Below are 24,539 nucleotides of genomic sequence, written 5' to 3'. Positions count from 1 at the left end.
GGTCGGGGTTTCCGAGGGCGAAGCACCACGGACATCCGTGGGGGTCGCTCGGGGCGCTCGCTCGATGAGGCATGGGCAGGGGGAAGCCGGCCCTGTATTCGTCCTGGAGTACTCGTATCGGTCCCTTCTCGCCGGGCGGAGTGACCGCCTCGGCGAGGTGTCGGGTCACGCGCATCAGCGCGGCCCGGGCCGTTCTCACCGCTCGGGCGGCAGCCCTCCGGAGACGGTGTCGCACAGCCGACCAAGAGCCTCGATCCGATAAGTCACCACAGGAGCCATGCTCATGTCCCTTCACGAAATCAGTTACTCCTCGGCCGCACGGAACAGGAATAGAGGATGATATTTTTTTTATTTTGGGTATTTCCCGCCCTTTGCGTCAGCGCTAGTACGGAGGTGCGTCGAACGGGAATTACGGAGACCGTCGACGGTGCGGACGGTACAGACGGAGGCTAGGGCGCCGCGATTCGGCAATGTACGAATTGCCGGGGTTTTTACACTATCGACGATGTGCAGATTGCCGGGGTTTTTAAGGATTCGACGTTAACAGTTGCTCTTTCAATCGAATGCCCACCCTGCCGACGTGGGGAATTGCGCGGCATTCCGCCCGAGATCATCGGCTCATTACCGTACGGCAGTAGCATCGAATGCCTATCGCAAGCTCTGACCTTCGTCGCCGGACGTCGGCATCACGCGGCCCACTGGGGAGCAGAGGGGCCAGTACGGCTCGTGAACGACGTGGAGCGGCTCCACGACGGGGCCGGTCGAGGCTCCGACAGATGCCTCCGCCTGCGCCGCGGCTTGCCCGCGAGACAGTCGAATGGCGTCCACATGACAGGACAGGACGTGCTCGAACCGCTGTTGGCGCCTCAACTCGAGGGCGTCCACGCGCCACAGTCGGCCGGTCCCTGATGACGCGAACGCAGTGCAACCTGTACCCAGTGCGGCAGAGAGCAGCACGATCCACAGGAGAAGATGTCCCACAGCTGATCCTTTCGAAGGCAGAGGATCAAGGGGGCCCACGATCTGAGCCCCGTCGACCGTTCGGCATAACGCAGAGGCATATGCAGAGTTGCGCCTCGACCTCCGATTGCAGCAATGCGCAGCAATGGCATCTCAGTCGATTTACCGATGATCAGTCCATGAGTGGCGGCGCGAGCCGGCGCCCGGCGTGCTCATGTGCGGCGCATGGCCGTACGACGCCGGGGAAGCGACATGGAGGGATGAAAATATGGCGAGTCAACGACACGTGCTGACGCATCCGGTCATGCACGGGCGGCGCCGTCAGGCGGGCGCACGGTGCGCACCGGAGTCGTCGCGGCCCACGTCACCCCGCCCTCATCGCCTCCCTGAGCTGCGGCTTGGCGGCGCGACACGACGTGACCGCTGAGCTCTTGTCGCGTTACTAAAATCGACTGGAAGCAGGGCCGATACTTATCCATCCGTCACGATCACCCGGATGGCGCATACCCTGACCAACATCGACAGCGTTTATGGAATATGACAACAGCAAAGCCCCCCTTCTTCTTCCGCAGGCCTCCAGAAGAAGGCGAAGGGGGAGGCGGTTTTCACACCGGGACGACCCGGTTCGGAAAGTGGACTTTCACTCCAGGATCAACGGCCTGCAGCGAGAGTAGGCACGCGACGCTGGAAGACGAGGGCCTGGAAATCGATCTGTGTTACTCGTCCTCGGTCCTCGAGGACTTCCTTCATACGATGAGAATGATCCAGGTCGACTTCGACCGGAGGTCGCGGAGCACCGCACCGTCCACGGCCGTCGACGAGCGCTCGGGCGGCCGCTCCCGTGCATGAGTCGTACGGATACCCGGACGTCCACGGCATCCACCCGCAGCCGGCCACCACCATGTCCTGGCACCGGCCGGAGCACGGGGAAACGCTGGGCATGTCGGGCGAGACGCACCTGCCGTGGGATCCGGTGGAAGAGCTCGCGAGCCTGCTCCAGGAGAATCCCGCACCGGGACAACCGGAGTCCTTCACCCGCGCCAGCTACGACGTCACCGGTGACACGACCAGCACCATCGGCCTCGTCGCGGGCTTGAAGCAGAGCCCTAACGAACGACCCGCCAAAAGAGCGTCCAGCGGGCACCGCCGGAGCTCGTCGAGGACGCCGGTGGCGACCCTGGTGCAGACGGGCAGCCTGTTCACCGCCGTGCTGGTCGCCATCATCGCCACCCTGGTGAGCGTCCTCAGCGGGATGGCGATCTGCGACGCCCTGCGCCACAGCGCCGGACTCCACACGGCCCGCGAAGTGGTGAGCTGGTGGCCCCTGCTGATCTACGGGCCCTGGACGGTCGCCTCGCTGTCCATCCTCAGGTCCGCGCTGCACCAGCGCCGTGCGGTTCATTCCTGGGCGATCGTCCTCCTGTTCTCCACCTTGGCGACGCTCCTGTGCGTGGCCCAGGCACCCAGAACACTCGCCGCGGAGATGTCGTCCGCGCTCCCCGCCGTCGCGGCGCTGGCCTGCTTCCAGCAGCTGGTCCGTCAGATCACGCTCACGCGGCCGCCCCGCCAAGCCGCTCCCCGACACCGGAACCCGTCGACATCCGTCCTTGGGGCCGGGCAGACGGCCACGGCCCGCAGCGGCCCGGACGGTGTCCGTCCCGGCTACTCCGTGGCGGACGGGAGGGAAAACCGCTCTCCGTCCAACGGTCGCAGGTTCGGGTACGGCGCATGACGGTCGTACCCGTGCGGCGGCGTCTCGTGCGGCGGCGTCCGGTGTGCCGGCCAGGGCCACGGCCCTCGGCTCGGGCTTCGAAGGGACGAACGGTGCCGTACCGACGGGCTGAGGTGCTGACGCCGAGCACGGCGGGACCGACCGTTGGGCTCCCGCGCGAGCGGGCCGACGGGAACGGCCCTGCCGGACTACGACGCACGGAGGCCGAACGTCCCGTGCGGGGCGACCGCGAAGAACTGAGGCAGTGACAGTCGCCAATTTCCTGGACAACCCCGTCCTTCCCACGCGTCACAAGGGTGCTCGCCTGCACCTTTGAAACGAAGATCCAAAGCGATGGTCACGGGCCGTGCGCAGACTGACCCAACGGTTCATGCCCAGGTCCGGGCCGTTCGCCGGGATGTGACCCGAGCCCTGGCCCGCACTCCGGACATCCGGCTGCCGCGGCACGTCCGAACGGGACGTCGTTCCGCACCGCCGCGCCCCGCCGTCATCTGCGGCGAACGCGCCGGCTCGGTGATGAGCGACGCGGCACCCGTGGCAGCCGTGCGCCCAGGGGCCATGGGTCATGGGCCGGGCCGGGCCGCGGGCCGCACCTCGACGGACCGAACCGAACGAATCCACAACGCGCTCCGGCGCCCCACCCCTCACACTTCCCCCACCTCCCCCGAAGGGCAAGAACCATGGTGTACGAACTGAGCCACGCCGAGCGGATGCAGTACAAGCGGCTTCAGGACGCCGCCTACCAGGACGGCGAAGACGCGGTCACCAATCTCCAGGCAGCGCTCGCGCTCGCCGGCATGACCCTTCCCTCCCTGTGCAACGACGGGCCGGTGGCCAGCCACGGTTTCGTGCGGCTCGGCGGCTGCAACGCGGCCGTCGCCAACCGGCTCGCCGAGGTCATCGCCGCAGGTGCCGACGCTCTGCAGTACCAACGGTGAACCGGCAGCCGGCCCCCGTGGCCCGACCGCACGGCGCCGTCTAGTTCGGGTCTGTCGGACGAACCCGCCGCGGGCCGCTGGCCCGCTGGGGCTGACCTCCCGTCGCGCGGGGGCGTGGCCGGTCCTTCGCACGTCGCGTCCGTGCCGGTGGGGCAACGACACGGACGCGCTCATTTGAAATATGAACGATATTAATTGCGCATTTTTTGCAACCCTTCGGGTCCAGAACACATCCAAAGAGGAGAACCCACCCGTTCTGCCCGCCCGAGGGCAGCCGCCCCGTTCGGAGCAAAGTTCGTGCACGAGTACCCGCAGCCGCAGCAGCCCAGGCGATCCCGCAGGAAGGTGTGGATCGCGTCCGGGGTGGCGGTGGCCCTGCTCGCCGGCACCGGCGCCGGGTTGATCTACTGGACGACGGACTGGTTCGACGGGAACGGCGCGTCCGTCAGCTACGGGAAGCCCGCTGCCCCTGCGGACGGCAACAAGGAGACCGGCGGCGGGAAACAGGCCTCCGCCCCGAGCGCGGACCCGGACGTCTCCCTCCCCTCCGGGCCCTTCACCGACTTCAAGCAGACGGTCAAGCTGGACGACGGCACCCGAATATCCAAGGCCCGCGTGAAGGGCGCCAAGTCCGGCTTCGACGGCAGCGTCTGGGTGTGGACTCCCAAGGAATACGACCGCCCGGAGTACGCCAAGAGCGCCTTCCCCGTCATGATCGCGCTGCCCGGAGGCAACGGGAACGCCGACAACTACTGGGCGACCATGCCGAAGCTGGGTCTCCAGAAGGCCGTTGCCGAAGGCGCCGCAGCCGGCAAGAGCCTCCCGTTCATCCTGGTCATGCCGATCCTCAACCCGGACGCCAAGTACTACTACGACGGCTCCGACATACCCGGCCAGGCCAAGATGGGCACGTGGATAGGCGAGGACGTGCCCGACCTCGCCCGGGCCAATTTCCGTACGTACAAGTCCCGCGACGGCTGGGCCTTCATGGGCAACTCCTCCGGCGCCTTCGTCGGCCTCAAACAGCTGCTGCAGAAGCCGGACCGCTTCCGGGCCGTCATCGCCAACGGCGGCGAGATCGTCCCGGACTCCCCGCTCTGGAAGGGCCACCAGGCGGAAATGGACGCGAACAACCCCGAAAAGCTCGCCCCGAAGCTGATCAACGACAAGGGCCCCGCGGTCGACATCCTCTTCCAGTACGGCACCAAGGAGGGCGGGCGCGACCGGATGGAGAAGTTCCAGCAGCAGTTCGGCAAGGAGCCGATCAAGGTCACGATCCACGAGATCCAGGGCGGCGACCACAACGGCTGGGACTACGTCCGGGGCATGACGGAGGGCCCCCTGGAACAGCTCAGCAAGTTGATGAAGGGCCCGAAACCGCAATAGGTGGCGAGTGGGTGCGCAGGCCTGACGGCCGGGCGCCGCCCGACCGGGAAGCCCTCAGCCGCGGCCCCGCCGACCGGACCGTGCGCCGCGTGCGCCCGGAGTGTCCTGGAGGCTCCGGGCGCACGCGGTGTGTCAGCCGTTGTCGGGTGGCATGGCGTCGATCATCTCGGCCAGTACGGTCCGCCGGTCCTCTCCCGGGCGGGCGCGCAGTGGACGGGCCAGGCGGGCGCTGTCGTAGTGCCAGCGGTGATCGAGGTCCCGCGGGACCGCCCCGGTCCCCCGGATGTCCGCGCGGGAGCCGAGCAGTTCCGTGAGGTCCTGTGCCAGGTCGTGCCAGGACACGTGGCCGCTGCACGCGTTGGCGACTCCGTGCACGGGCCGTTCCAGGCACGCGGCCACCGCACGGGCCAGGGCGGCCGCGTGCACCCAGGCGGCTCCGTACCAGTCGTGTCCGCCGGTACCGGGGCGCGGCAGGTCGATCGGCCGGCCCTGGAGGGCGGACTGGTAGAGGGTGCCGAGGGCGCCCCAGCGCAACTGTTCGCGCAGCCGGTCGTGCGCGCCCCAGACGATCGGCGACCGTACGGCGCTCGCGCCCCCGCGCCCCTCGGTCCCCGCGGCGCGCAACACCATGGCCTCGCAATCGAGCTTGGCCCTCCCGTACGGGCTGACGGGCTCGTGGGGCGGCGACTCCTCGGCGACCCGGTCCGTCCCGGGATGCCCGTAGGCGTCGACGCTGCTGACGAAGACGAACGGTCCGCGCCGCCAGGCGTCGACCATCGCCTCCATCGCCGCCAGGTCCACGTCGTGCCGGGTGAAGGTACAGGCGGCGTGGACGACCGCGTCCGCCTGTGCGACGGCGTCCCGCAGCTCGGCCAGGTCGGTGAGGTCGCCTTCGATGACGTCGACGCCCTCGGTGGCGATCAGATGGGCGGACTCGGGGCGGGCCAGGGCCAGCACGGGACGGCCCCGGGCGGCGAGTTCACGTACGACGAACGCGCCCACGCCACCCGTCGCGCCGGTGACGAGCACGGTGCCCGGGCGAACGTCCCGGGAACGGGGGGCCGGCCTGCTCACGGTCTTCGCGGCGCTCTGCTGCGCCGCCCGTTCGTCGAGGAGCACGGTCAGCGCCCGGGGGGTGCGGGCCTGGAGCACGTCGAGGCCCGTGAGCGGCAGGCCGAGGTCCGTACGCAGCCGTTCGGCGAGCTGCACGGCCTTCAGGGAGTGGCCGCCGAGGGCGAAGAAGTCGTCGTCCGGCGACGGGGCGACGCCGAGCACGGCGGTGAAGCCCTCCTCGATCGCCCGGGCCCGCGGGCCGGACGGGGCGCTCGGTAGGGACGGCCCTGGCAGCCGGGCGGGGTCGAGCGTCCCGGAGGCCGAGCGCGGCAGCGCGTCGAGCAGCGTGACCGTGGCGGGCACGGCCCCGGGCGCGAGCGACCGGCGCAGCAGGCCCAGCAGTTCGTGACCGGACGGGCCGAAGCTGTCGTGCAGGACGACATAGGCCACGGACGACCCCTGTTCGGGCTGGACCACCATGGCGTCGGCCACGCTCGGGTGGGCGCGCAGGGCTTGCGCGGCCGGGTGGCGGTCGCCGTCCCGGTCGGCTCCGTCCCCGGGGCCGGAGCCGCCGCTCGGACCGGGGAGGGGCAGCTTGCTCAGGGCGAGTTCCGGGTCGTCCGCGACCGCGTGGAGCAGGGCCGCGTAGTCCCGTGCGGCCGCCTCCGCCACGGTGTCGTCCAGCGTGTTCGCGTCGTACTGGAGGAGCGCCCGGGGCGGTGCACCGTCGTCGCCCGGGAGCAGGCCGTAGGACAGGGTGAACTTCGCGCCGTCGGAGGGGATGTCGACGTATTCGGCCGTCGTACCCGGCAGCCGCAGTACCGTCGGCTCGCCGAGGACGTCGGAGGTGACACGGACCAGTGCGGTGCCGTCGGCGCCGCGGGCCCCGGCGCCGAGGCGTTCGAGGACCAGGTCGAAGGGGATGTGCCGGTGGCGCTGGGCTTCGAGGAGCGCGTCGCTCACGCGGCGCAGCAGCTCGGCGAAGGACGGGTCGCCGGAGACGTCCACCCGTACGGGCAGGGTGTTGACGCACAGGCCGACCAGGCCGCGCATGGCGGTTCCGCTGCGGTGGGTGCCCGCCACGCCGATGACGAGGTCGTCGTCGCCGGTGAGGCGGTGCAGTGCGGCGAAGGCCGCAGTGAGGGACACCGCGAAGAGCGTGGCCTGCCGCTGTGCTCCCAGCGCCCGCAGGGTATCCGGCACCTCCGGCGCCAACGGAACGGTGTGCGCGGCACCGGGGCGCGCCGCTGTGGAGGGTGCGGCCGCCGCCGGCCGGGGCAGGCGCGGCGGGGCGGCGTCGGCCAGTAGGTCGCTCCAGCGGTTCAGTTCCGCCTCGAAGCCGGGCAGGTCGTCGTGCTCGCGGCGTGCGTGGTCGGCGTACTGCGGCGGTGCGGCGAGCGCGTGTCGACCCGTTCCGTCGGTGGCCGCCGTGTAGAGGACGGCGAGCTCGGTGGCCACGGTCTCCAGTGAGGCTCCGTCCACGGCGATGTGGTGGAACGTCAGCAGCACGGTGTGGTCCTGCGGGCCGTGGCGCAGGACGAGGGCCCGTACCGCGTCGCCGGCCGCGAGGTCGAACGGCCGGGCCGACTCGCGCCGCAGCAGGTCCGGGGCGTCCGTCGGGCCGGCGTCGACCACGTGCACGGGGACCGTCCGCGGCGTGGGCAGCACCTCCTGGTGGGGCTCGCCCGCGCGCTCCGCGTAGCGGGTGCGGAGGATGCCGTGCCGGGCCACCAGCCGGGTGAGGGCGGTGGCGAACGCGGCCACGTCGAACGGACCGCGTACCCGGGTGGCGAACGGTACGTGGTACGAGTCGCCCGCGCCGCCGAGCCGCTCCATCAGCCACATGCGGCGCTGGGCGCGGGAGAGGGGGGCGCTTTCGGTCTGGGATGCGTGGCCGTCCTGGCCGGTGCCCGCGCCGGAGATCGGCTCGGCTCCGGCCGTCGCGCGGCGGGCGGTTCCGGCGCGGGCCCGGCGCAGCAGCTCCTGCTGGAGTTGCTGCCGGCTGCCGCGGGCCGCGGAGTCGGTGTCAGTGGACATCGCTGTGCTCCGGGGTCTCGGTCTCGGTCTCGGGGTGGAGGTCTGCGTGGGCGGCCAGGAGTGCGCGTTCGACCAGCGCGGCCTGGGCTGCGACGGTCGGGGCGGCGAAGAACTCGGCGAGGGAGAGTTCCACACCGAGTTCCTCGCGCAGGTCGTCGGTGACAGCGAGGGCGAGGAGGGAATGGCCGCCGAGGAGGAGGAACTCGTCGTCGGCGCGCGTGACCTCGACGCCCAGGGCCTGGCTCCACACCTCGGCGACGGCCTGTTCCAGCGGTGTCATCTGCGCCGCCGGCTCGTCGGCGGGCGGGCTCTCGGCGGTGTGCGCGCGTGCGGCGAGGGCGCGGCGGTCGACCTTGCCGGCCGGGGTGAGGGGCAGCCGCTCCAGCACGGTGACCGTGTCGGGAACCAGGTGGGCGGGCAGGACTGCGGTGAGCCGCTCGCGCAGTGCCGCGCCGTGCGGTACGGGGCCGGGCGCGGGGACGACGAACGCGACGAGGCGGGCCCCGGGGGTGCCGGCGACGTCGACGGCGACGGCAGCGTCGTCCACGTCCGGCTGCTCACGGAGGGCGTGTTCGACCTCGGCCGGTTCGATGCGGAAGCCGCGGATCTTCACCTGGTCGTCGTTGCGGCCGTGGAAGTGGAGGATGCCGTCGGGCCTGAGGGAGACGATGTCGCCCGTGCGGTAGAGCCGCTCGCCGGCGGCGGCGGGATGCTCGACGAAGCGTTCGGCCGTGAGTGCGGGCAGGCCCGTGTACCCGTGGGCGAGCCTGCTGCCGCCGATCCACAGTTCGCCGCGGTCACCGTCGGCGACCGGGTGCCCTTCGGCGTCCAGGACGTGCGCGGTGGCCCCTGCGATGGGCCTGCCGATCGGTATCGGCCCGGCGCAGTCCTGCCCGGTGACCCGGTGGGCGGTGGCGAAGGTGGTGGTCTCGGTCGGCCCGTAGCCGTTGACGAGCTCCAGCCAGGGGAAGGCGGTGAGCACTTCACGGGCCGGCGCGGCGGCCATCGCCTCGCCGCCCACGACGACCGATCGGAGCTGGGCGAAGACGCGGGAGCGACGTGCGGCGAGCTGGTGGAAGAGGGCCGTGGTGAAGAAGGCCACGGTCACGCCGTGCCGTTCGACGTGCCGGGCGAGGTCCTCCAAGGACGGCCGCTGCTCGGTGCAGACGACGACCGCGGCGCCGCCCGCGAGCGCGCCCCAGACCTCGAACGTGGAGGCGTCGAAGGTCATCGGCGAGTGGAACAGGACGCGGTCGCGGCCGGTGAGGGTGACGTAGTCGGGCGCGGTGACCAGCTCGGTGATGGCCCGGTGCGGTACGAGGACGCCCTTGGGGCGGCCGGTGGATCCGGAGGTGAACATGATGAATGCCGGGCTGTCCGGGTCGGACTCGTCGACCGGTCGACCGGTCGTGAGCGGCTCCTCGGGCAGGGCGAGGACGGGGCCGGGGAGTGCGGCCGCGTCCAGCAGCTTCGCGTCGCCGATGGTGAGCGTCACCTCCGCGTCGGCGATCATCGCCTCGGTACGCGGGCGGGGCTGGGCGGGATCGAGCGGCACGCACGCGGCTCCCGCCAGCCACAGCCCGAGCTGCGCCACGACCGTGCGGGACGACCGCGCCGTCAGGAGCGCCACCCGGTCGCCGCGAGCCACGTCCTGCGTGCGCAGGTGTGCCGCGAGGGCGTGGCCGGCCTGGAGGAGTCGGCCGTAGGTGAGGGTGGTGTCGCCGTCCACGACGGCGAGGGCGTCGGGGGTGAGTTCGGCGTGCCGCGCGACGAGTGCCGGCAGGGCGGTCGCCGGGGCGGCGGGCCGCAGGGTGGTGGGTGTCATGTCAGGCTCCTTCCGGGCGCGGGGTCCGGCGCTGGTCGAGGAGGGCGGCGAAGGCGCGCAGGTCGGTGCTGCGCAGCAGCTCGGGGGCGCGCAGGCGCACGCCGGTCTCGCGTTCGACGGTTGCCAGCAGTCGTGCGGCGACGACGGAGGTGCCGCCGGCGTCGGTGAAGTGGTCGTCGAGGCCGATGCCGGGCCGGCCGAGGAGGTCGCGCAGCGCCCCCAGCACGAGCAGCTCGGAGGCGGAGGCGGTGGCATCTGCGGGCTCGTCCGTGGTGGCGCTCCGGGGTGCGCCGGTGGCCCGGGCTGCCAGGGCCGGCCGGTCCACCTTGCCGTTGGCGTCGAGCGGGAAGCCGTCGACGATCCGTACGGCGGTGGGGACGGCTTGCTCGGGAAGCCAGGACCGGACGGCGTCGAGGAGGTCCCCCGCCGTGGGTTCGACGCCGTCGGCGGGCCGTACGTGGGCGACGAGGCGGCCGTGGCCGGAGCTGTCGCGCAGCACGGTGACGACGGCGGTGCGCACCCGGGGGTCATGCTCGAAGGCGGCTTCCACCTCGACCGGTTCGATCCGCACGCCGCTGATCTTCACCTGGTCGTCGAGGCGGCCGAGGAAGTCCAGGCTGCCGTCGGCGTTCATCCGTACCCGGTCGCCGGTGCGGTAGAGGCGGTCGATCTCCGGCAGTGCCGGTTCCGGCGCGGGCGAGGTGAACCGGCGGGCGGTGAGTTCGGGGTCGAGGTAGCCGAGCGCCAGGCAGTGGCCGCCGATGCGCAGTTCGCCCTCCTGCCCGCGGGCGACGGGGCGGCCCCCGTCGTCCGTGACGACGAGGGTGACGCCCGGCAGTGCGGTGCCGATGGGGGGCGGGGTCGGGTCGCCGGCTTCCGGGTCGGTGCCGCGCATGGTATGGGTGGTGGTGACGACGGTAGCTTCCGCGGGGCCGTAGGCGTTGTGGACGGTCGCGGTGACGTCGGCGCCGGGGCGGCGGCGCATGCGGTCGCCGCCGACGACGAGGTGACGCAGCTTCAGGCCCTGCGGCCAGGGCCGGTCCAGGAGCGGTTCGACGGTGGGAGTGGCCGCCACGGCGTGGGTGAGGCCGGTGTCACGCCACCAGTCGGTGAGTACGTGCGAGTCCCAGCGGGTGTCGTCCGGGGCCGGGACGAGGGCGGCACCCGAGGTCAGGGCGGCCCACAGTTCGAGCAGGTGCGGGTCGAACGCGACGCCGATGAGCAGGGACTGGCGGTCGCCCGGTGCGAGGCCGGTCTCGGCCCGGTACCAGTCGAGGGCGACGGACAGCGAGGACTCGGCCACGGCGACCGCCTTGGGGCGGCCGGTGGAACCGGAGGTGAGGACGGCGTACAAGGCTCCTCGGGGTGCGCGCCGGACGCCTCGGACGGAGTCGGCGAAGGCCGCCACCGCGGTGGTGGGGGCGTTGACACCGCCGGTGGGCAGCGGCAGCGGGACGTGCTCCCCGCTGCGGTGTTCCGCGGGCAGGACGCCGGGGTCGCCGATGAGGCAGGTGACGTCGAGGTCCTCGGTGACGGCCTGGATGCGGCGCTCGCCGGGGCGGGGGCCGAGCGGTAGGTAGACGGCGCCGAGCCGGGCGAGCGCGACGGCGGTCACCACCAGGGCGGTGGACCGGTCGAGGCAGACGCCGACCAGGTCACCGGGGCGGACGCGGTCGGCCAGGTCCGCGGCGACCAGCTCGGCCGCCGCGTCGAGGTCCTGGTACGTCCAGAGTTGTGTGCGGTCGATCACTGCCGGGGCCTGCGGGGTGCGCCGGGCCCATTCCTCGAAGTGGGCGAGCACTCCGGTCGGTTCGGCGGAGGGACCGTGGGCGACGCTCAGCGCGGGTCCGGTGTCGGTGGGCGTCGCGGGAAGGACGACTGCGATCGGGGACTGGGTCATCACGACTCCGTGGAAAGGGCGGTGGTGGCGAGGGCATCGGCCTGGTCGGCGAGCACGGGGTTGCGGAAGAGCACCTTCAGCGGCGGGCGCGTGCCCAGCCGGGGCTCCAGCCAGGCGGCCAGCTCGGCCGCCAGCAGGGAATGGCCCCCGCTGTGGAAGAAGTGGGAGCGGGCGTCGAACCGGCTGTGGCCGAGGACCGTGCGCCAGCCTTCGGTGAGCAAGGCCGTCATCGGATCGTCGGACACGTCCGTGGGGGCCGCGCCGGGCTCGGAGCTGGTTCCGGGCTCGGGCGTTGCCGTGGCTTCGTCGGGGTCGAGCGCCGCGGCCCGGCGGGACAGTGCCGTACGGTCGGGCTTGCCGCCGGCGAGGGTCGGCATGTTGTCCAGCCGTGCCCACCGGGCGGGCACGAGGGGGCCGGGCAGGCGGCGGCTCAGCTCGGCGTGCAGGGCCTTCTCGTCGAAGGCCGCGCCCTCTGCCCCGTCTTCGAGGAAGCCGACGAGCCGGGGCCCGCCGGGGCCCTCCCGGTCCAGTACGACGGCGCAGGACCGGCCGCCCAGCACTGCGGAGGCGGCCGCCTCGATCTCCTCCAGCTCGATGCGGTGACCGCGCAGCTTGATCTGGTGGTCGCGCCGCCCGAGGAAGTAGAGCAGGCCGTCCAGACCACGGTAGCCGAGGTCCCCGGTGAGGTAGACGCGCTGCCCGTCGAGTGCCTCGACGTGGACGAACCGGGCGGCCGTCGCCTCCGCGTTGCCCGCGTAGCCCTGGGCGAGCCCGGGTCCGGCAACGGCGAGTTCGCCGACGGCGCCGGACGGCAGCGGGCGGTGGTGGGCGTCCAGGACGTGGACCCGCTCGCCCGGGAGCTCGGTGCCCAGGGGGATCTCGGACCCCTCGGCGAGGGCGTCGCGGGAGATCTCGTGGACGGTCGAGCTGATGGCCGCCTCTGTGACGCCGTACGCGTTGAGCACGGTGGCGTCGGTGTCGGCGAGGACACCGCGCAGTGCCTCCACGGGAAGGCGCTCGCCGCCGAGGACCAGGAGCCTGGGCGTCCAGCTCTCGTCGCGCAGGGCGGGACGCAGGTCCTCGCGGGTGGCGAGGAAGTAGCTGGTGGGCAGGTTGGCGACGGTGACCCGGGCGGACGTCAGCAGTTCGGCGAGCTCCGCGCCCGTGGGTACCTCGTGCTCGGGCAGGACCAGGCACGCACCGGCGTGCAGGGTCGGCAGCACCTCCTCGAGCGCCACGTCGAAGGACGGCTGGGCGAACATCAGGACCCGGTCCGAGGTGGTGAGGCCGAACCGGTCGGCGGTCGCCGTCATGTGGTGCACCAGTGCCTCGGGACCGACGGCGACGGGCTTGGGCGTGCCGGTGGATCCGGAGGTGTGGATGACGTACGCCGTGCCGGGAAGTTCGGTGGTTCCGTGCGCGGACGGCAGTACCGGGGCGTCGATCCGGGCGGTCGGCAGTGCTTCGGGCAGGGCCGGGGTGGCGTCGCCGATGAGGACGAGCGCGGGAGCGAGCCGTTCCAGCAGCAGTCCGAGCCGGGCCGGCGGGTCGGACGGGGAGAGCGGGCAGTAGACGGCGCCGGTCCGCAGGCAGGCGAGCAGGGCGACGACCGATTCGGTCCCCCTGGGCAGGACCGCGGCCACCGGCCGACCGGGGGTCACACCGGCGGCCTTCAGTCGCTCGGCGAGCGAGCCGACGCGTTCGTCGAGTTCGCCGTAGGTGAGGCGGCGGGCGCCGCACAGCAGGGCGGGCAGCGACGGGTGGTGCGCGGCCACCGGGTCCAGCGGATCGCGGTCGGCGGGGACGGGCACGGGCGCGGCGGCCGGCTCCGCGACGGTCGGGTGCAGGTCGGCCAGCGGAGTCTCGGGGCTGTCGAGGTAGGCGCGCAGCAGGTCCAGGAAGCGGCCGGAGACGAGACGGGCGACGTCTTCGCCGAAGAGGTCCATGTCGTAGTCCCAGACCAACGTCATACCGGGCGATCCGTGGCGCGGGGTGACGCCGCGCCGGTCGTCCGGGAGCAGGACCACGTCGAGGTCGAAGCGGGTGGTGCCGGTGTTGAAGCCCTCGAAGAGGGTGATGTCGAGACCGGGCACGTCGATCTCGGGCAGCGGTGCGTCGTGGGCGCTGAACATGACCGAGAAGAGCGGGTTGTCGGCGCCGGAGGTATGCATGCCGAGCGCCCGGGTCAGCTCCTGGACCGGTACGTCCTGGTGCGGCAGGGCCCGGATGAGGGTGTCGGTGACCTCGTCCATGGCGTCCTGGGCGGGGGCCGCGCCGTCTAGGACGAGCGGCAGTGGGATGGTGTTGACGAACATGCCCACGGCGTCCTCGTAGCCGAGGGGGCGGTTGCCGACGGCGGTGCCGATGACCATGCGGGAGCGGCCGCTGTGCCGGCGCAGGAGTTCGGCGAAGAGTCCGAGGAGCGTGGAGAAGGGGGTGAGTCCGCGTTCGCGGGCGTGCGTGCGCAGGCGTTCGGCGAGATCCGCGCCGATCGTCTGGCGCAGCTGTCCGCCGTGGTGCTTGCGCCGGGCGCCGGGGCGGGTCAGACCGGGCAGCGGCAGGTCGTGCTGCTGGTCGCGCAGTTCGGCCCGCCAGAAGTCGAGCGATGCGGGGGCGTACGCGGCCTCGGCCCGCTCCTGGACGTGGTCCGCGTAGGAGGAGGCGGTCGGGAGCTCCAGGGTTTCGCCGAGGACGTGGGCGCGGTATACGCGGAAGACGTCGTCGAGCAGGATCGCGAAGGAGTGCCCGTCGTGGATCAGGTGGTGCTCGACGTGGATCAGGCGGTGGTGGCGCTCGGCCAGTCGCACGAGCGTCCAGCGGATGAGCGGTGCCTCGAAGGTGTCGAGCGGTGTCTCGGCCTCGGTGCGCAGGAGACGGGCGAAGGCCGCGTCGGGGTCCTCCTCGGTGCTGAGGTCGACCGTGCGCAGTCGCGGCGCGCACTGCTGCGCGACCCGCTGCGCCGGTACCGACCCGGTGGAGGCGACGAGTTCGAGCCGCAGGCCGGGGTGGCGGGCCAAGGTGGCTTCGAGCCCCCGGCGCAGCGCCTCGCTGTCGAGGGTGCCCCACAGGTCCAGTGAAGCGGTGAAGTTGTAGGCGCGACTGCCGGGCTGCATCTGCTCGTGCAGCCAGACGATCTCCTGCGAGGAGGAGAGGGGAAGCATGGGCGATCCCTGAGGTTGTCGGGTCGGTCTCCGTGCCGGTCACGGTCGTGTCCGGTGGTCGTGCGGGCGGCTTCGCGGGTCGCGCGGTGCCGCGTTCCACGGGTGGGGCCGTGGGGGGATGCCGTGGGGGAGTTCGGGGTGCACGGCCGCGTGGGCTGCGCTGCGGTACCGGGTGCCGGGTGCCGAGCGCTGCGGTTGCGCGTGGGCACCGGTGCGCGGTGGCCGCGGGTCGGTGGTGTGGCGGGAGGTCACGGGTGCGCGTCGTTCCCGGAGCCTTCGGCGGCGTCCGGGCGACGGGGTCACTGCGTGGTGTGCTCCGAGGGGCGCAGCGCCCGGCTGAGCGCGTCGAACGCCCGGTGCGCGGTCTCGTCGTCGAACACCGCCCGGTCCCACGCCATCTGCACGCGGATCTCCGCTCCCTGGGTGACGGAGACGGCGAAGGGACCGCGAACCGGTCTGCCGTCGACGTGGACCTCCCGTCCCTCGACGCCGGCGAGCGTCAGGGGCGGGCGACGGCTGTCGTCGTCCACGGTGAGCAGTCCGTCGAGGCCTCCCGTCCAGGCCGAGCCGGCGGCCCGCGCCGCGGTCACGACCGCGTCGAACGGTACGTCGGCCCGGTCGAGGTCGTCCCACCACGCGTCGGCGGTCACTTCCGGGCCGGGTCCGTGGCCGGTGTAGGTGGGGAAGACGAGGGTGTTGAGGAAGCAACCGACGACCGGTTCCGCTCCCGTGGGACGGCCGCCCCACGGGTAGCCGAGCGGGACCGCGCGGCCGGGGCCGTACAGCTCGCGGGCGGCGGAGCGGCAGGCGTCGAGCAGCCCGGGGAAGGACACGCCACCGTCGTGCGCGGGCAGCCGGGCCTGCGCGGCGCCGCTGGGCCATGCGCCCTCGGGCACGCGCGCCGGACGGGGGGCCGGGGCGTGGGCGCGCAGCGCGCGCAGCCGGTCCGCCCAGTACGCGGCCGCTTCGGGCGTCTCCGCCCTTTCCTCGGCGGCGAGTTGACTCAGGACCGCGTCCCGGTAGGCGGCGAGTTCGGCTTCCGTCTCCTCCGGTTCTACCTGGGGTCTGGGGGCTTCCTCGCCGTACGCGGCGCCGAGTTCGTCGACGATCCGTGCCAGTGAACGGCCGTCGCAGACGGCGTGGTCCAGGGCGACGGCGAGGATGTCCTCCTCGCGCTGCTCGTCGTGTACGAGGAAGAGCCGCAAGGGGGGACCCTGCGCGTCCCAGGAGGCCAGCGCGCGACGGAGCCCGTCGGCGGGCGACTCCCCCGGTACGAGGGCCGATCGGGTCACGGTGACGTCCGGATCGGCGACGCGCAGGACGGGTGTGCCGCGGACGACGTCGGGCCGTGAGCGCAGGACGGTGTGCCGTGCGGCGAGCCTGGATGCCGCTGCCCGCAGGCGTTCGGGGTCGACGGTTGCGGACGGGAACGCGAAGAACATCGGCACCACGTCGGGGCGTCCGGACGGGTCCAGCGAACGCACCAGCAGGAAGCGGCGCTGTGCTCCGGTGACCGGCAGCAGGGTGTCGGACCAGTCGCCGGCGAGGCGCCGGTAGCGGGCCAGGTACTGACTCGTGATGCTGAGCACGTGGTCCTCTTCGTCGTGGCCGCGGTCGCTCGCGGAACGGTGTGGCGGCGGGCGCGGTGCGCGCTCAGGGGTCGTCCCCGCTCGCCGAACGGTGGTCGGGCGGTGGTCAGGCGGTGGGTGCGGGGGCCGGCCGTTCGTCGCCTCCGGCGGAGGTCGTGTCCCGCGGTGTCCCGTCGGTGGCGTCGGCGCCACCGTCGTCCGGCGGACCGGGCAGGTCCCGCATCCGGCGCAGCGGGGAGAACAGCAGCGGCAGCGGTACGGCGAGGATGCCGACGGCGCACCAGGCGAGTGCCGTGCGCGACCCGTAGGACTGGGCGAGGGCTCCGCCGAGGAGCGCGCCCAGCGGCAAGGTGCCCCACATGAGGAAGCGCAGGGTGGCGTTCATCCGGCCGAGCAGCCGTGGTGGGCACATCCCCTGGCGGAAGCTGACCTGGGCGACGTTGTAGACGACGGCGCCGAAGGAGACGACCGCCGATCCGGCGGCGAAGAGGACCGCTCCGGCGACGCCGTGCCCGGACAGCGGCCACAGCAGTGCGAACGGGCCGGTCACGAGGAGCGACAGGAGGATGACCCGGCCCTGCCCCAGTCGGTTGGCGATGCGTCCGGCGCACAGGGCACCCAGGAGCCCTCCTACGGCCGACGCGGACAGCACCAGCCCGAGCCCGCCGGCCTCCAGGCCGACGACACGGACCAGGTGCACGGTCTGTGTCGCCATGAGGACCGCCGTGGAGAAGTTGGCGAGGCCGGTCGTGAGGGCGATGACGCGGAGCAGCGGATGGCCGAAGACGAAGCGGAGGCCCTCGCCGATCTCCTTGCGCAGGGAGCCTCCGGCAGCAGCGGGCTCGGGCGCTTCCTCGGCCCGCTCGATGCGCAGGAGGAAGAGGGCGGAGAGCACGTAGCCGATGGCGTCGACGATGACCGCGAACTGCGCTCCGACGAGCTGGACCAGGCCGCCGCCGATACCGGGGCCGGTCACTTGGGCGGTGGAACGGACGGTCTCCAGTGCGCCGTTGCCGGCCACGAGTTGGTCACGGGGCAGGATCTGCGGCAGGTAGCTCTGATGGGCGACGTCGAAGAACACGGTCGCCACGCCGGTCACGAGCGCGACGGCGTACAGCTGGGCCATGGTCAGGACGTCGGCGAGCGCGGCAACGGGGATGCTGGCCATGGCCACGGCGCGCACCAGGTCCGCGCGGATCATCAGGGGCCGCTTGCGCATGCGGTCGGTGAGTGCCCCGGCGGGCAGCCCGACGAGCAGGAAGGCGGCGGTCTCCGCGGCGGTCAGCAGGCCCACTTGGAAGGCGGGAGCGTCGAGTTCGAGGACGGCCACGAGGGGCAGCGCCACCAGTGTCACCTGTGCACCGAACTGTCCGGTGGCGGCTCCCGCGAGTAACAGTCGGAAGTCGCGCAAGCGCATAGGGCCACCGGTGGCGGCTCGAGATGTGTCGGACATGTGAACGACATTCACGGATCCATCGCCCAGGAGTCAAAGCAAACCTGTCACTTTCGGACTTGTTTTGCGGCCGTGTGGACACAGATCGGGAAATCTTTCGCACCATCCTGGGTACAGCCGCGTTAATTGCTGCCGATTGCGTGTGACACGTGGGGCAGGTGAGACAAGGGGGGACAGGGGGGCGCGGTGAGGAGCCGAACGATGCCCCTTACCTTGAGTAACTGGTTCCATCCTGACCGAAAAGGGTCACCTGTGATCACACCCCCGCGGAGGCACCCGTTCCGTCAGTTATGAACGCCACCGGACGAACTCGCGTCCCAAGCGGCGGCGGAGTGCGGCCAGTTGACGGTCGGGCGGGCCCGGGAAGCCACCCGGACCGCCCCCTGCCGCCTGCTCCCCGTCAGCGCGGCAGGTCCCGGGCCGCCCGGTCGATGCCGGCCGTGGTCCGGCGCGCGCAGTGCCGGACGACCGAGGCCAGGTCCCCCTCCGACCGCAGCAGGCTCCGCTGGACGCGCGCGCCGTTCCCGTGCTCCAGGAGGCCGGCGATCGCGGCCCGCACGAACTCCTCGTCGCCGGAGTCGGCCAGGGCCTCGCCGACGTGCCGGTAGAGCGCGTCGACGGCGACCTCGGGCGCGGTCTCCCGCAGTGTTTCGGGGTGCAACAAGGGACCGTCCAGTCCCGAGCGGCCCGCCTGCCACGACGCGAGCCGGAGCAGCCCGGTGCTGACCCTCGCCGGAGGCTCACCGGCTCGCCACTCCCGGGCCGCGGTCTCCACCAGGGCGCGTACGAGGGCGGCCAGCAGGACGGGGGTCGACGCGTCGAGGCACACGTCCGCGACCCTGACCTCCACCGTCGGGTAGGACGCGGACAGCCGCGCGTCGAACCAGACCATCCCCGTGTCGCGCAGCACGCCCGACTCGACCATGGCCCGCACCTCCGCGTGGTAGTGGTCGGCGGAGCCGAAGACGTCCACCGGCCCGGCGGCCGGCAGCCGGTTCCAGACCCGGCTGCGGTAGCTGCCGTAGCCGGTGTCCTCCCCCTGCCAGAACGGGGAGTTTGCGCTCATCGCGGTCAGTACGGGCAGCCAGAGCCGGATGCGGTCCAGTACGGCCACCCCCTCTTCGTCCGACTCCACCGACACGTGGACGTGACAGCCGCAGGTCAGCTGCTCCTGGGCGGTCATGCCGAACTGCCGCGACACCCACTCGTAGCGGTGTCCGGGGGACATCGAGGGGCGGACGACCAACGGTGAGGTGCCGATCGCCGCCACGACCGCACCGGCCGCCGCGGCGTGCCGGGCCGCCTCGGCGCGCCACCGGAGGATCTCCTCCTGCAGTTCGCCCATCTCCGTCACCGGTCTCGTGCCGAACTCGACCTGCTCCTCCTGGAGCTCCGCCTCGAAAGTGTGGCCGGGGTCCTTTCCGTCCGCCGCACCGGCGGTTGCGGCGGCGCGGTCGGCTTCGGCGAGCACGGCTCCCGACACGGCCAGCGGCTCCCCGCTGTCCGCGTCCGCCAGCAGCAGCTCTTCCTCCACGCCCACGCTTCGCATGCAATCGCCCATCGCCTCGTCGTCCTGTGCCACCGATCGGTGGTCAGCGTCTGCCCGGGCTCGCCGTGGATATGCGGAAGGCAATCCGCCGGACCGAGATCTACAGAACAGCAGGTGGCGGGGGCTCCGCGGGCGAGGCGCGGCCGCCCTACGGGGCCGGAATCCGACCCGCGCCGTGGCCGCCGCCGAAGGCCGGGCATGATGGCCGGGGCGAAAGCGTCACCCCCGGGAGGCCTCGGTCCCGGACGGAGCCGGCTGCTGTTCGAACGGAGAGGGCACCGGGAAGTAGGCCTCCAGAAAGGCCGCGACGACCTGGTTCTGCTGCACCGCCGACAGCCCGCCTCCGCCTCCGCCTCCGCTTCCGCCCCCGTCGCCCCCGTCGCGTCCGTCCGGGTCCTCGTCGTCCGCGAGGCAGAAGGCGTCGTGGCCGCGCTCGACGGCCAGGTCCGGCAGCCGCTCGATCTCAGCGCGGCGCGCGGTGCTGACGTACGCGTACCTGAGGTCGCCCTCGACGGCACGTCCCTCGGCGAGCGCCAGGTGGGCGGCGAGGGTGACGGGGGCGAGGTCCTCGGCGCTGCGGAAGACGGAACGGGCGGTGGCGGCGAGCCGACCGGGCAGCAGCTCCTCGACGCGGGTGAAGGCGGACCGGGTGAGGGGGTACGGGGTGTGCGCCAGGATGTGGGGATAGGTGCGGCCGACGGCCTCCTCGACGGCCTGCCGGGTGACCTTCTGGGACGAGGTGAACACGTCGTCCCCGGCCCGGCCGCCCGGGTCCACCGCCCGCCAGTCGTGGAAGACCTTGGGCAGTCCGGAGGGCAGGAAGTAGTTCTGCGGGCGCTGGGGCCTGCCGAGGAAGATGTCGTCGTTGAAGTAGAGGAAGTGCTCGGCGAGGCCCGGGATGTGGTGCAGTCGGCTCTCGATGGCGTGGGAGTTGAACACCGCGGGGGCCGTCGGTTCCGTGGACAGCTCGCGATGGTCGATGACCGTGATGTGCGGATGGTCGGCCGCCAGCCAGGCGGGGGCCTGGTCGTCGGTGACGAGGAAGACGCGCCGGACCCAGGGTGCGTAGGCGGCGATGGAGCGCAGGCAGTAACGGAGCTCGCCGCGGTCGCGGTAGCGGTTCTCGGCGAAGTCGATCACCGCGGTCCCGTCGGTCCCGTCGGTCCCGTCGGTCCCGTCGGTGCCGTCGGTGCCGGAAGGGCGGTCCGAGCCGGCCTCCGCCTCGGCGGCCCGGTCCCGACGGCGGCGCCACGCGGGGTCGGCGGCGTCAACCCAGGTGATCACCGCGTCGATCGGGAAGTCGATGTCATCGGGGAAGCGGCTCGAGAAGCAGTCGACGACGGGGTACTCGCGGTCGTCGATGCGGCGGATGGTGGAGGCGGCGAGGGAAGGCACCCACCAGCCGTACGGGGTCTCGCGCAGCACGGCGAGCGCGCCCTCGCCGGAGTCGGGCACCTCCCAGAACTCCAGGTCACAGCCGGTTTCGCGGCCGTACGTCAGGGTCCGGCCGGAGGTGATGACCGGCCGGTGGATGCGTACGGCCCGCACGCGAGCGGTGTGTGCCGCTCCTTCCCCGTCCGTCACCCCCGCGGTCTCGGCGGACTCGACCGCCGCCGGGAGGTCCTCGGCGAGCACGTCCCCGGCTTCCCCGTCGGCGGTGAGCAGACGTGCGTAGACGGGGAGCCCCGTGAAGGCGGCGGCGCAGGCCTTCAAGGCCGCGGCCCGGTCGCCCGGCGCGATGGCCACCCGGTGGACGAGCTCCCCGTCGGGGACCAGCCCGTAGGAGACGGCCGCGTCCTCCAGGGCCTCGGCGACCGACCGGAGACTGGCGGTACGGGCATCGGCGGGGAGCAGGTCGTCGCGTACGGTCACGAGTCGACCGCAGTGCCGGATCAGGCCGGGCACGGTCGCCAGCAGCTCCTCCTCACGGGAGGTGAGCCCGCTGGACGGGGGGATCCTGCCGCCGGTGCGCTCCCGCCCGGCGGGTCCGGGCTGCGGCGGAACGCCCCCGGGGCGACGCAGCGTCCGGGCGAGTTTGCGCAACCCGGCGGGCAGGAGAAGGCGGTGAACACCCTGCATGTACGACCTCGGTGTGGGGTGCCGGTGCGCTGCAGCCGGTCGGCCGAGCGTCCCGGGCAGGAGCGGCGCGCTCAGCGGCAACGGTGGGTACCTTGTTCACGCTCACTTTTGCTGTTGTTCGCTTTTCACGCAAGGGTCGTGAGTGCCGCCGCCCCGACCCACAGCCGATTCTCAGGTGCGCCGACGGCCCAGCGCGCCGCTCCCCCGCACCTCTGGTGCCGCGGCCCGCCCGGAGGGGATCATGGGCGGTGCGCGTTGGCCGTCATCGCCGCAGCGAGTGCTGGAGGTACGTGTGTCCGTAGCGTCGAGTCGTGCGTCCGGGGGTTCCGGGGTCCCGCTGCTCCGCGAGACGATCGGGGACAACCTCGACCGGACCGCAGCGCGCTTCCCCGACCGGGACGCCCTGGTGGACGTGGCCGCCGGCCGCCGGTGGACGTACGCGGAGTTGGCCGCCGTGGTGGACGCCCTCGCCCTGGGGCTGCTGGACCTCGGGATCGTCCGGGGCGACCGGGTCGGCATCTGGGCGCCCAACCGCGCCGAGTGGACGCTGGTGCAGTACGCCACCGCGAAGATCGGGGCGATCCTGGTCACCGTGAACCCCGCTTACCGCTCCCACGAGTTGGAGTACGTGCTCGGGCAGTCCGGCATCCGGCTCCTGGTCGCGGCGGACCGCTTCAAAACCTCCGACTACGCGGCGATGATCGAGGAGGTCCGGCCGCGCTGCCCGGAGCTGGAGTTCACCGTCCTGTTCGACGGGCCCCGGTGGGAGGCACTGCTGGAGCGCGGGCGCGGGGCCGATCCGGCCGCGCTGGCGCGGGCGCAGGCCGCACTGGGCCCGGACGACCCGATCAACATCCAGTACACCTCGGGCACCACCGGCTTCCCCAAGGGAGCCACCCTCTCGCACCACAACATCCTCAACAACGGCTTCTTCGTGGGCGAGCTGTGCGGCTACGACGAACACGACCGGGTGTGCATCCCCGTTCCCTTCTACCACTGCTTCGGGATGGTGATGGGCAACCTCGCCTGCACCAGCCACGGTGCGGCGATGGTGATTCCCGCGCCCGCCTTCGATCCGTCGGCGACGCTGGCGGCGGTGGAGGCGGAGGCCTGCACCTCCCTGTACGGGGTGCCCACCATGTTCATCGCCGAACTGGCCGCGCCCGGGTTCGACGGGTACGACCTGTCGAGCCTGCGCACCGGGATCATGGCGGGGTCGCCCTGCCCGGTGGAGGTCATGAACGAGGTCATCGAGCGGATGGGGATGGCCGAGGTCTCCATCTGCTACGGCATGACGGAGACCTCTCCCGTGTCCACGCAGACCCGGGTGGACGACCCGGTCGAGCGCCGGGTCTCCACGGTGGGCCGGGTCGGCCCGCACCTGGAGGTCAAGGTGGTCGATCCGCAATCCGGACGGACCGTCCCGCGGGGTACCCCGGGAGAACTGTGCACCCGGGGCTATTCGGTGATGCTCGGCTACTGGGGCGAGCCCGAGAAGACCGCCGAAGCCGTCGATCCGGAGGGTTGGATGCACACCGGTGACCTGGCGGTCATGGACGGCGACGGCTATCTGAGCATCACCGGCCGGATCAAGGACATGGTGATCCGGGGCGGCGAGAACCTCTACCCGCGCGAGATCGAGGAGTTCCTCCACGCCCACCCCGACGTCATGGACGTCCAGGTCATCGGGGTGCCCGACCCGAAGTACGGGGAGGAGCTGATGGCGTGGGTGCGGATGCGCGAGGGGGCCGCGCCGCTCACCGCGAAGGCCGTGCGCGCGTACTGCGCGGGGCGGCTCGCCCACTTCAAGATCCCCCGCTACGTCCATGTCGTGGAGGAGTTCCCGATGACCGTCACCGGGAAGATCCGCAAGATCGAGATGCGCGCGATGGCGACCCGCCTGTTGGCGGAGGAGGCCGCGGCCGGCAGCGCCTGACCCTGTCGGGGCAGTGGCCGCGGGCTCCCGGGGCGGCGGCTCCGTCAGTTGCACCTAGGGGGTTTCGGATGTCCGCCAAACCGGCGTGACCGTGGGCTGCGAGGATGCAGGCATGGAGCGAGCATTGAGTCGGCTGGAAGCGTCGGAGGCTGTCCACGACTACGGCTGGCGCTTCTTGCTGGGCACTTTGCGAACGTCGGTCCCGGTCGGATCGTTGGCCCAGGCGATCGGCTTGGCGGCGGACGCCGTCGCGGTGTGCGGCAGCAATGCCGATCGGCACCTTCGGGTCGATGCCCGCCCCCAGCGGGTCGTGCTCACCCTGCAGTCGCTGGACCATGCGGCGGTTACCACCCGGGACGTCGAGCTCGCGCGTCGGATCTCGGCCGCCGTCAACGAGACTGGGTTGCTGTTGACGGAGCCCGAGATCGGAACGGGGGCACCGCGGTCAGTCCAACTCCTGGAGATCGCGATTGATGCGCTGGGCATCGCCGAGATTCGGCCGTTCTGGAAGGCGGTGCTGGGTTACGCCGACGAGGCGGGCGCCGAAGGACCGGAGGATCCACTTGTCGACCCTGTTGGGCAGGGCCCGGCGATCTGGTTCCAGCAGATGGATCGGGCGCGCCCGCAGCGCAATCGCATCCACTTCGACATCTGCGTTCCCCATGACGAGGCACCCCGGCGGATCGAGGCCGCACTGGCGGCCGGGGGCCGACTCGTATCCGCGACCCGTGCCCCCGCATTCTGGGTGCTCGCCGACGCGGAAGGGAACGAAGCCTGCGTGACCACATGGCAGGGCCGAGGCGACTGAGGTGCGCTTCGCACCTATGGTCACGACCACTCGTTGATGGTTGCCACCAATACGGTGGCTTCGTAGCGAACGGCGAGCGTGCCATACCTCGCGCCCACCGCGCAGTGGGCGAACTCCGGCAGCCGGCCCCGGA

At 72.1% G+C, this 24,539-nt stretch carries 13 protein-coding genes; 5 read left to right on the top strand and 8 right to left on the bottom strand.

What is annotated here, in order from left to right; all coding sequences use genetic code 11:
- Nucleotides 1-1,801 precede the first annotated feature (1,801 nt).
- From ACIQK6_RS27125 to ACIQK6_RS27115, 3 genes are all read left to right on the top strand, one after another.
- Nucleotides 1,802-2,692, top strand: a complete 891-nt coding sequence (locus ACIQK6_RS27125) for a hypothetical protein (protein WP_402695622.1) — start codon at nucleotides 1,802-1,804, stop codon at nucleotides 2,690-2,692.
- 680 nt (nucleotides 2,693-3,372) lie between these two features.
- Nucleotides 3,373-3,630, top strand: a complete 258-nt coding sequence (locus tag ACIQK6_RS27120) for a hypothetical protein (protein WP_329106646.1) — start codon at nucleotides 3,373-3,375, stop codon at nucleotides 3,628-3,630.
- Nucleotides 3,631-3,927: 297 nt separating this feature from the next.
- Nucleotides 3,928-5,016, top strand: a complete 1,089-nt coding sequence (locus ACIQK6_RS27115; protein ID WP_329106644.1) for an alpha/beta hydrolase-fold protein — start codon at nucleotides 3,928-3,930, stop codon at nucleotides 5,014-5,016.
- 132 nt (nucleotides 5,017-5,148) lie between these two features.
- Here the strand turns inward: ACIQK6_RS27115 and ACIQK6_RS27110 are convergent, their stop codons facing one another.
- The 8 genes from ACIQK6_RS27110 to ACIQK6_RS27075 all read right to left on the bottom strand — a co-directional run bounded on the left by ACIQK6_RS27110 (nucleotide 5,149) and on the right by ACIQK6_RS27075 (nucleotide 21,662).
- A complete protein-coding gene (locus ACIQK6_RS27110) occupies nucleotides 5,149-8,106 on the bottom strand; it encodes a condensation domain-containing protein (protein WP_329106642.1) in 2,958 nt (985 codons plus the stop codon).
- Complete coding sequence (locus ACIQK6_RS27105; RefSeq protein WP_329106640.1) at nucleotides 8,096-9,931, bottom strand: non-ribosomal peptide synthetase; 1,836 nt, start codon at nucleotides 9,929-9,931, stop codon at nucleotides 8,096-8,098. Before ACIQK6_RS27105 ends, ACIQK6_RS27110 begins: the two co-directional genes overlap by 11 nt.
- A gap of 1 nt (nucleotide 9,932) precedes the next feature.
- Entirely contained in the window at nucleotides 9,933-11,831 is a 1,899-nt protein-coding gene (locus ACIQK6_RS27100; protein WP_329106638.1) for a non-ribosomal peptide synthetase, read from the bottom strand.
- Nucleotides 11,831-14,992 carry an amino acid adenylation domain-containing protein gene (locus tag ACIQK6_RS27095; RefSeq protein ID WP_402695621.1) on the bottom strand — a complete coding sequence of 1,054 codons (3,162 nt, stop codon included), beginning with the start codon at nucleotides 14,990-14,992 and terminating at the stop codon, nucleotides 11,831-11,833. The genes ACIQK6_RS27100 and ACIQK6_RS27095 overlap by 1 nt, the downstream gene beginning before the upstream one ends.
- A 299-nt stretch (nucleotides 14,993-15,291) precedes the next feature.
- Nucleotides 15,292-16,581, bottom strand: coding sequence for a condensation domain-containing protein (locus ACIQK6_RS27090; protein WP_402695620.1), 1,290 nt, complete (start codon nucleotides 16,579-16,581; stop codon nucleotides 15,292-15,294).
- Between the two features lie 106 nt (nucleotides 16,582-16,687).
- Nucleotides 16,688-18,034, bottom strand: a complete 1,347-nt coding sequence (locus ACIQK6_RS27085; protein WP_329106632.1) for an MFS transporter — start codon at nucleotides 18,032-18,034, stop codon at nucleotides 16,688-16,690.
- A 400-nt stretch (nucleotides 18,035-18,434) separates the two neighbouring features.
- Nucleotides 18,435-19,583 carry a glutamate--cysteine ligase gene (locus ACIQK6_RS27080; protein WP_329108256.1) on the bottom strand — a complete coding sequence of 383 codons (1,149 nt, stop codon included), beginning with the start codon at nucleotides 19,581-19,583 and terminating at the stop codon, nucleotides 18,435-18,437.
- A gap of 219 nt (nucleotides 19,584-19,802) precedes the next feature.
- On the bottom strand, nucleotides 19,803-21,662 hold the full coding sequence (locus tag ACIQK6_RS27075; RefSeq protein WP_402695619.1) for a Stealth CR1 domain-containing protein: 1,860 nt from the start codon (nucleotides 21,660-21,662) through the stop codon (nucleotides 19,803-19,805).
- 241 nt (nucleotides 21,663-21,903) lie between these two features.
- On the opposite strand from ACIQK6_RS27075, the gene ACIQK6_RS27070 reads away from it, so the two are divergent.
- Both ACIQK6_RS27070 and ACIQK6_RS27065 read left to right on the top strand, forming a co-directional pair.
- Nucleotides 21,904-23,598, top strand: coding sequence for an AMP-binding protein (locus tag ACIQK6_RS27070; protein WP_329106628.1), 1,695 nt, complete (start codon nucleotides 21,904-21,906; stop codon nucleotides 23,596-23,598).
- Between the two features lie 112 nt (nucleotides 23,599-23,710).
- On the top strand, nucleotides 23,711-24,406 hold the full coding sequence (locus ACIQK6_RS27065) for a VOC family protein (protein WP_329106626.1): 696 nt from the start codon (nucleotides 23,711-23,713) through the stop codon (nucleotides 24,404-24,406).
- Nucleotides 24,407-24,539: the final 133 nt, after the last annotated feature.

This window comes from Streptomyces sp. NPDC091682 (genome assembly GCF_044756625.1).
GTDB lineage: Bacteria > Actinomycetota > Actinomycetes > Streptomycetales > Streptomycetaceae > Streptomyces.
Note: the sequence above shows the minus strand (reverse complement) of the source record. Positions and strands in the feature narration are given on the sequence as shown.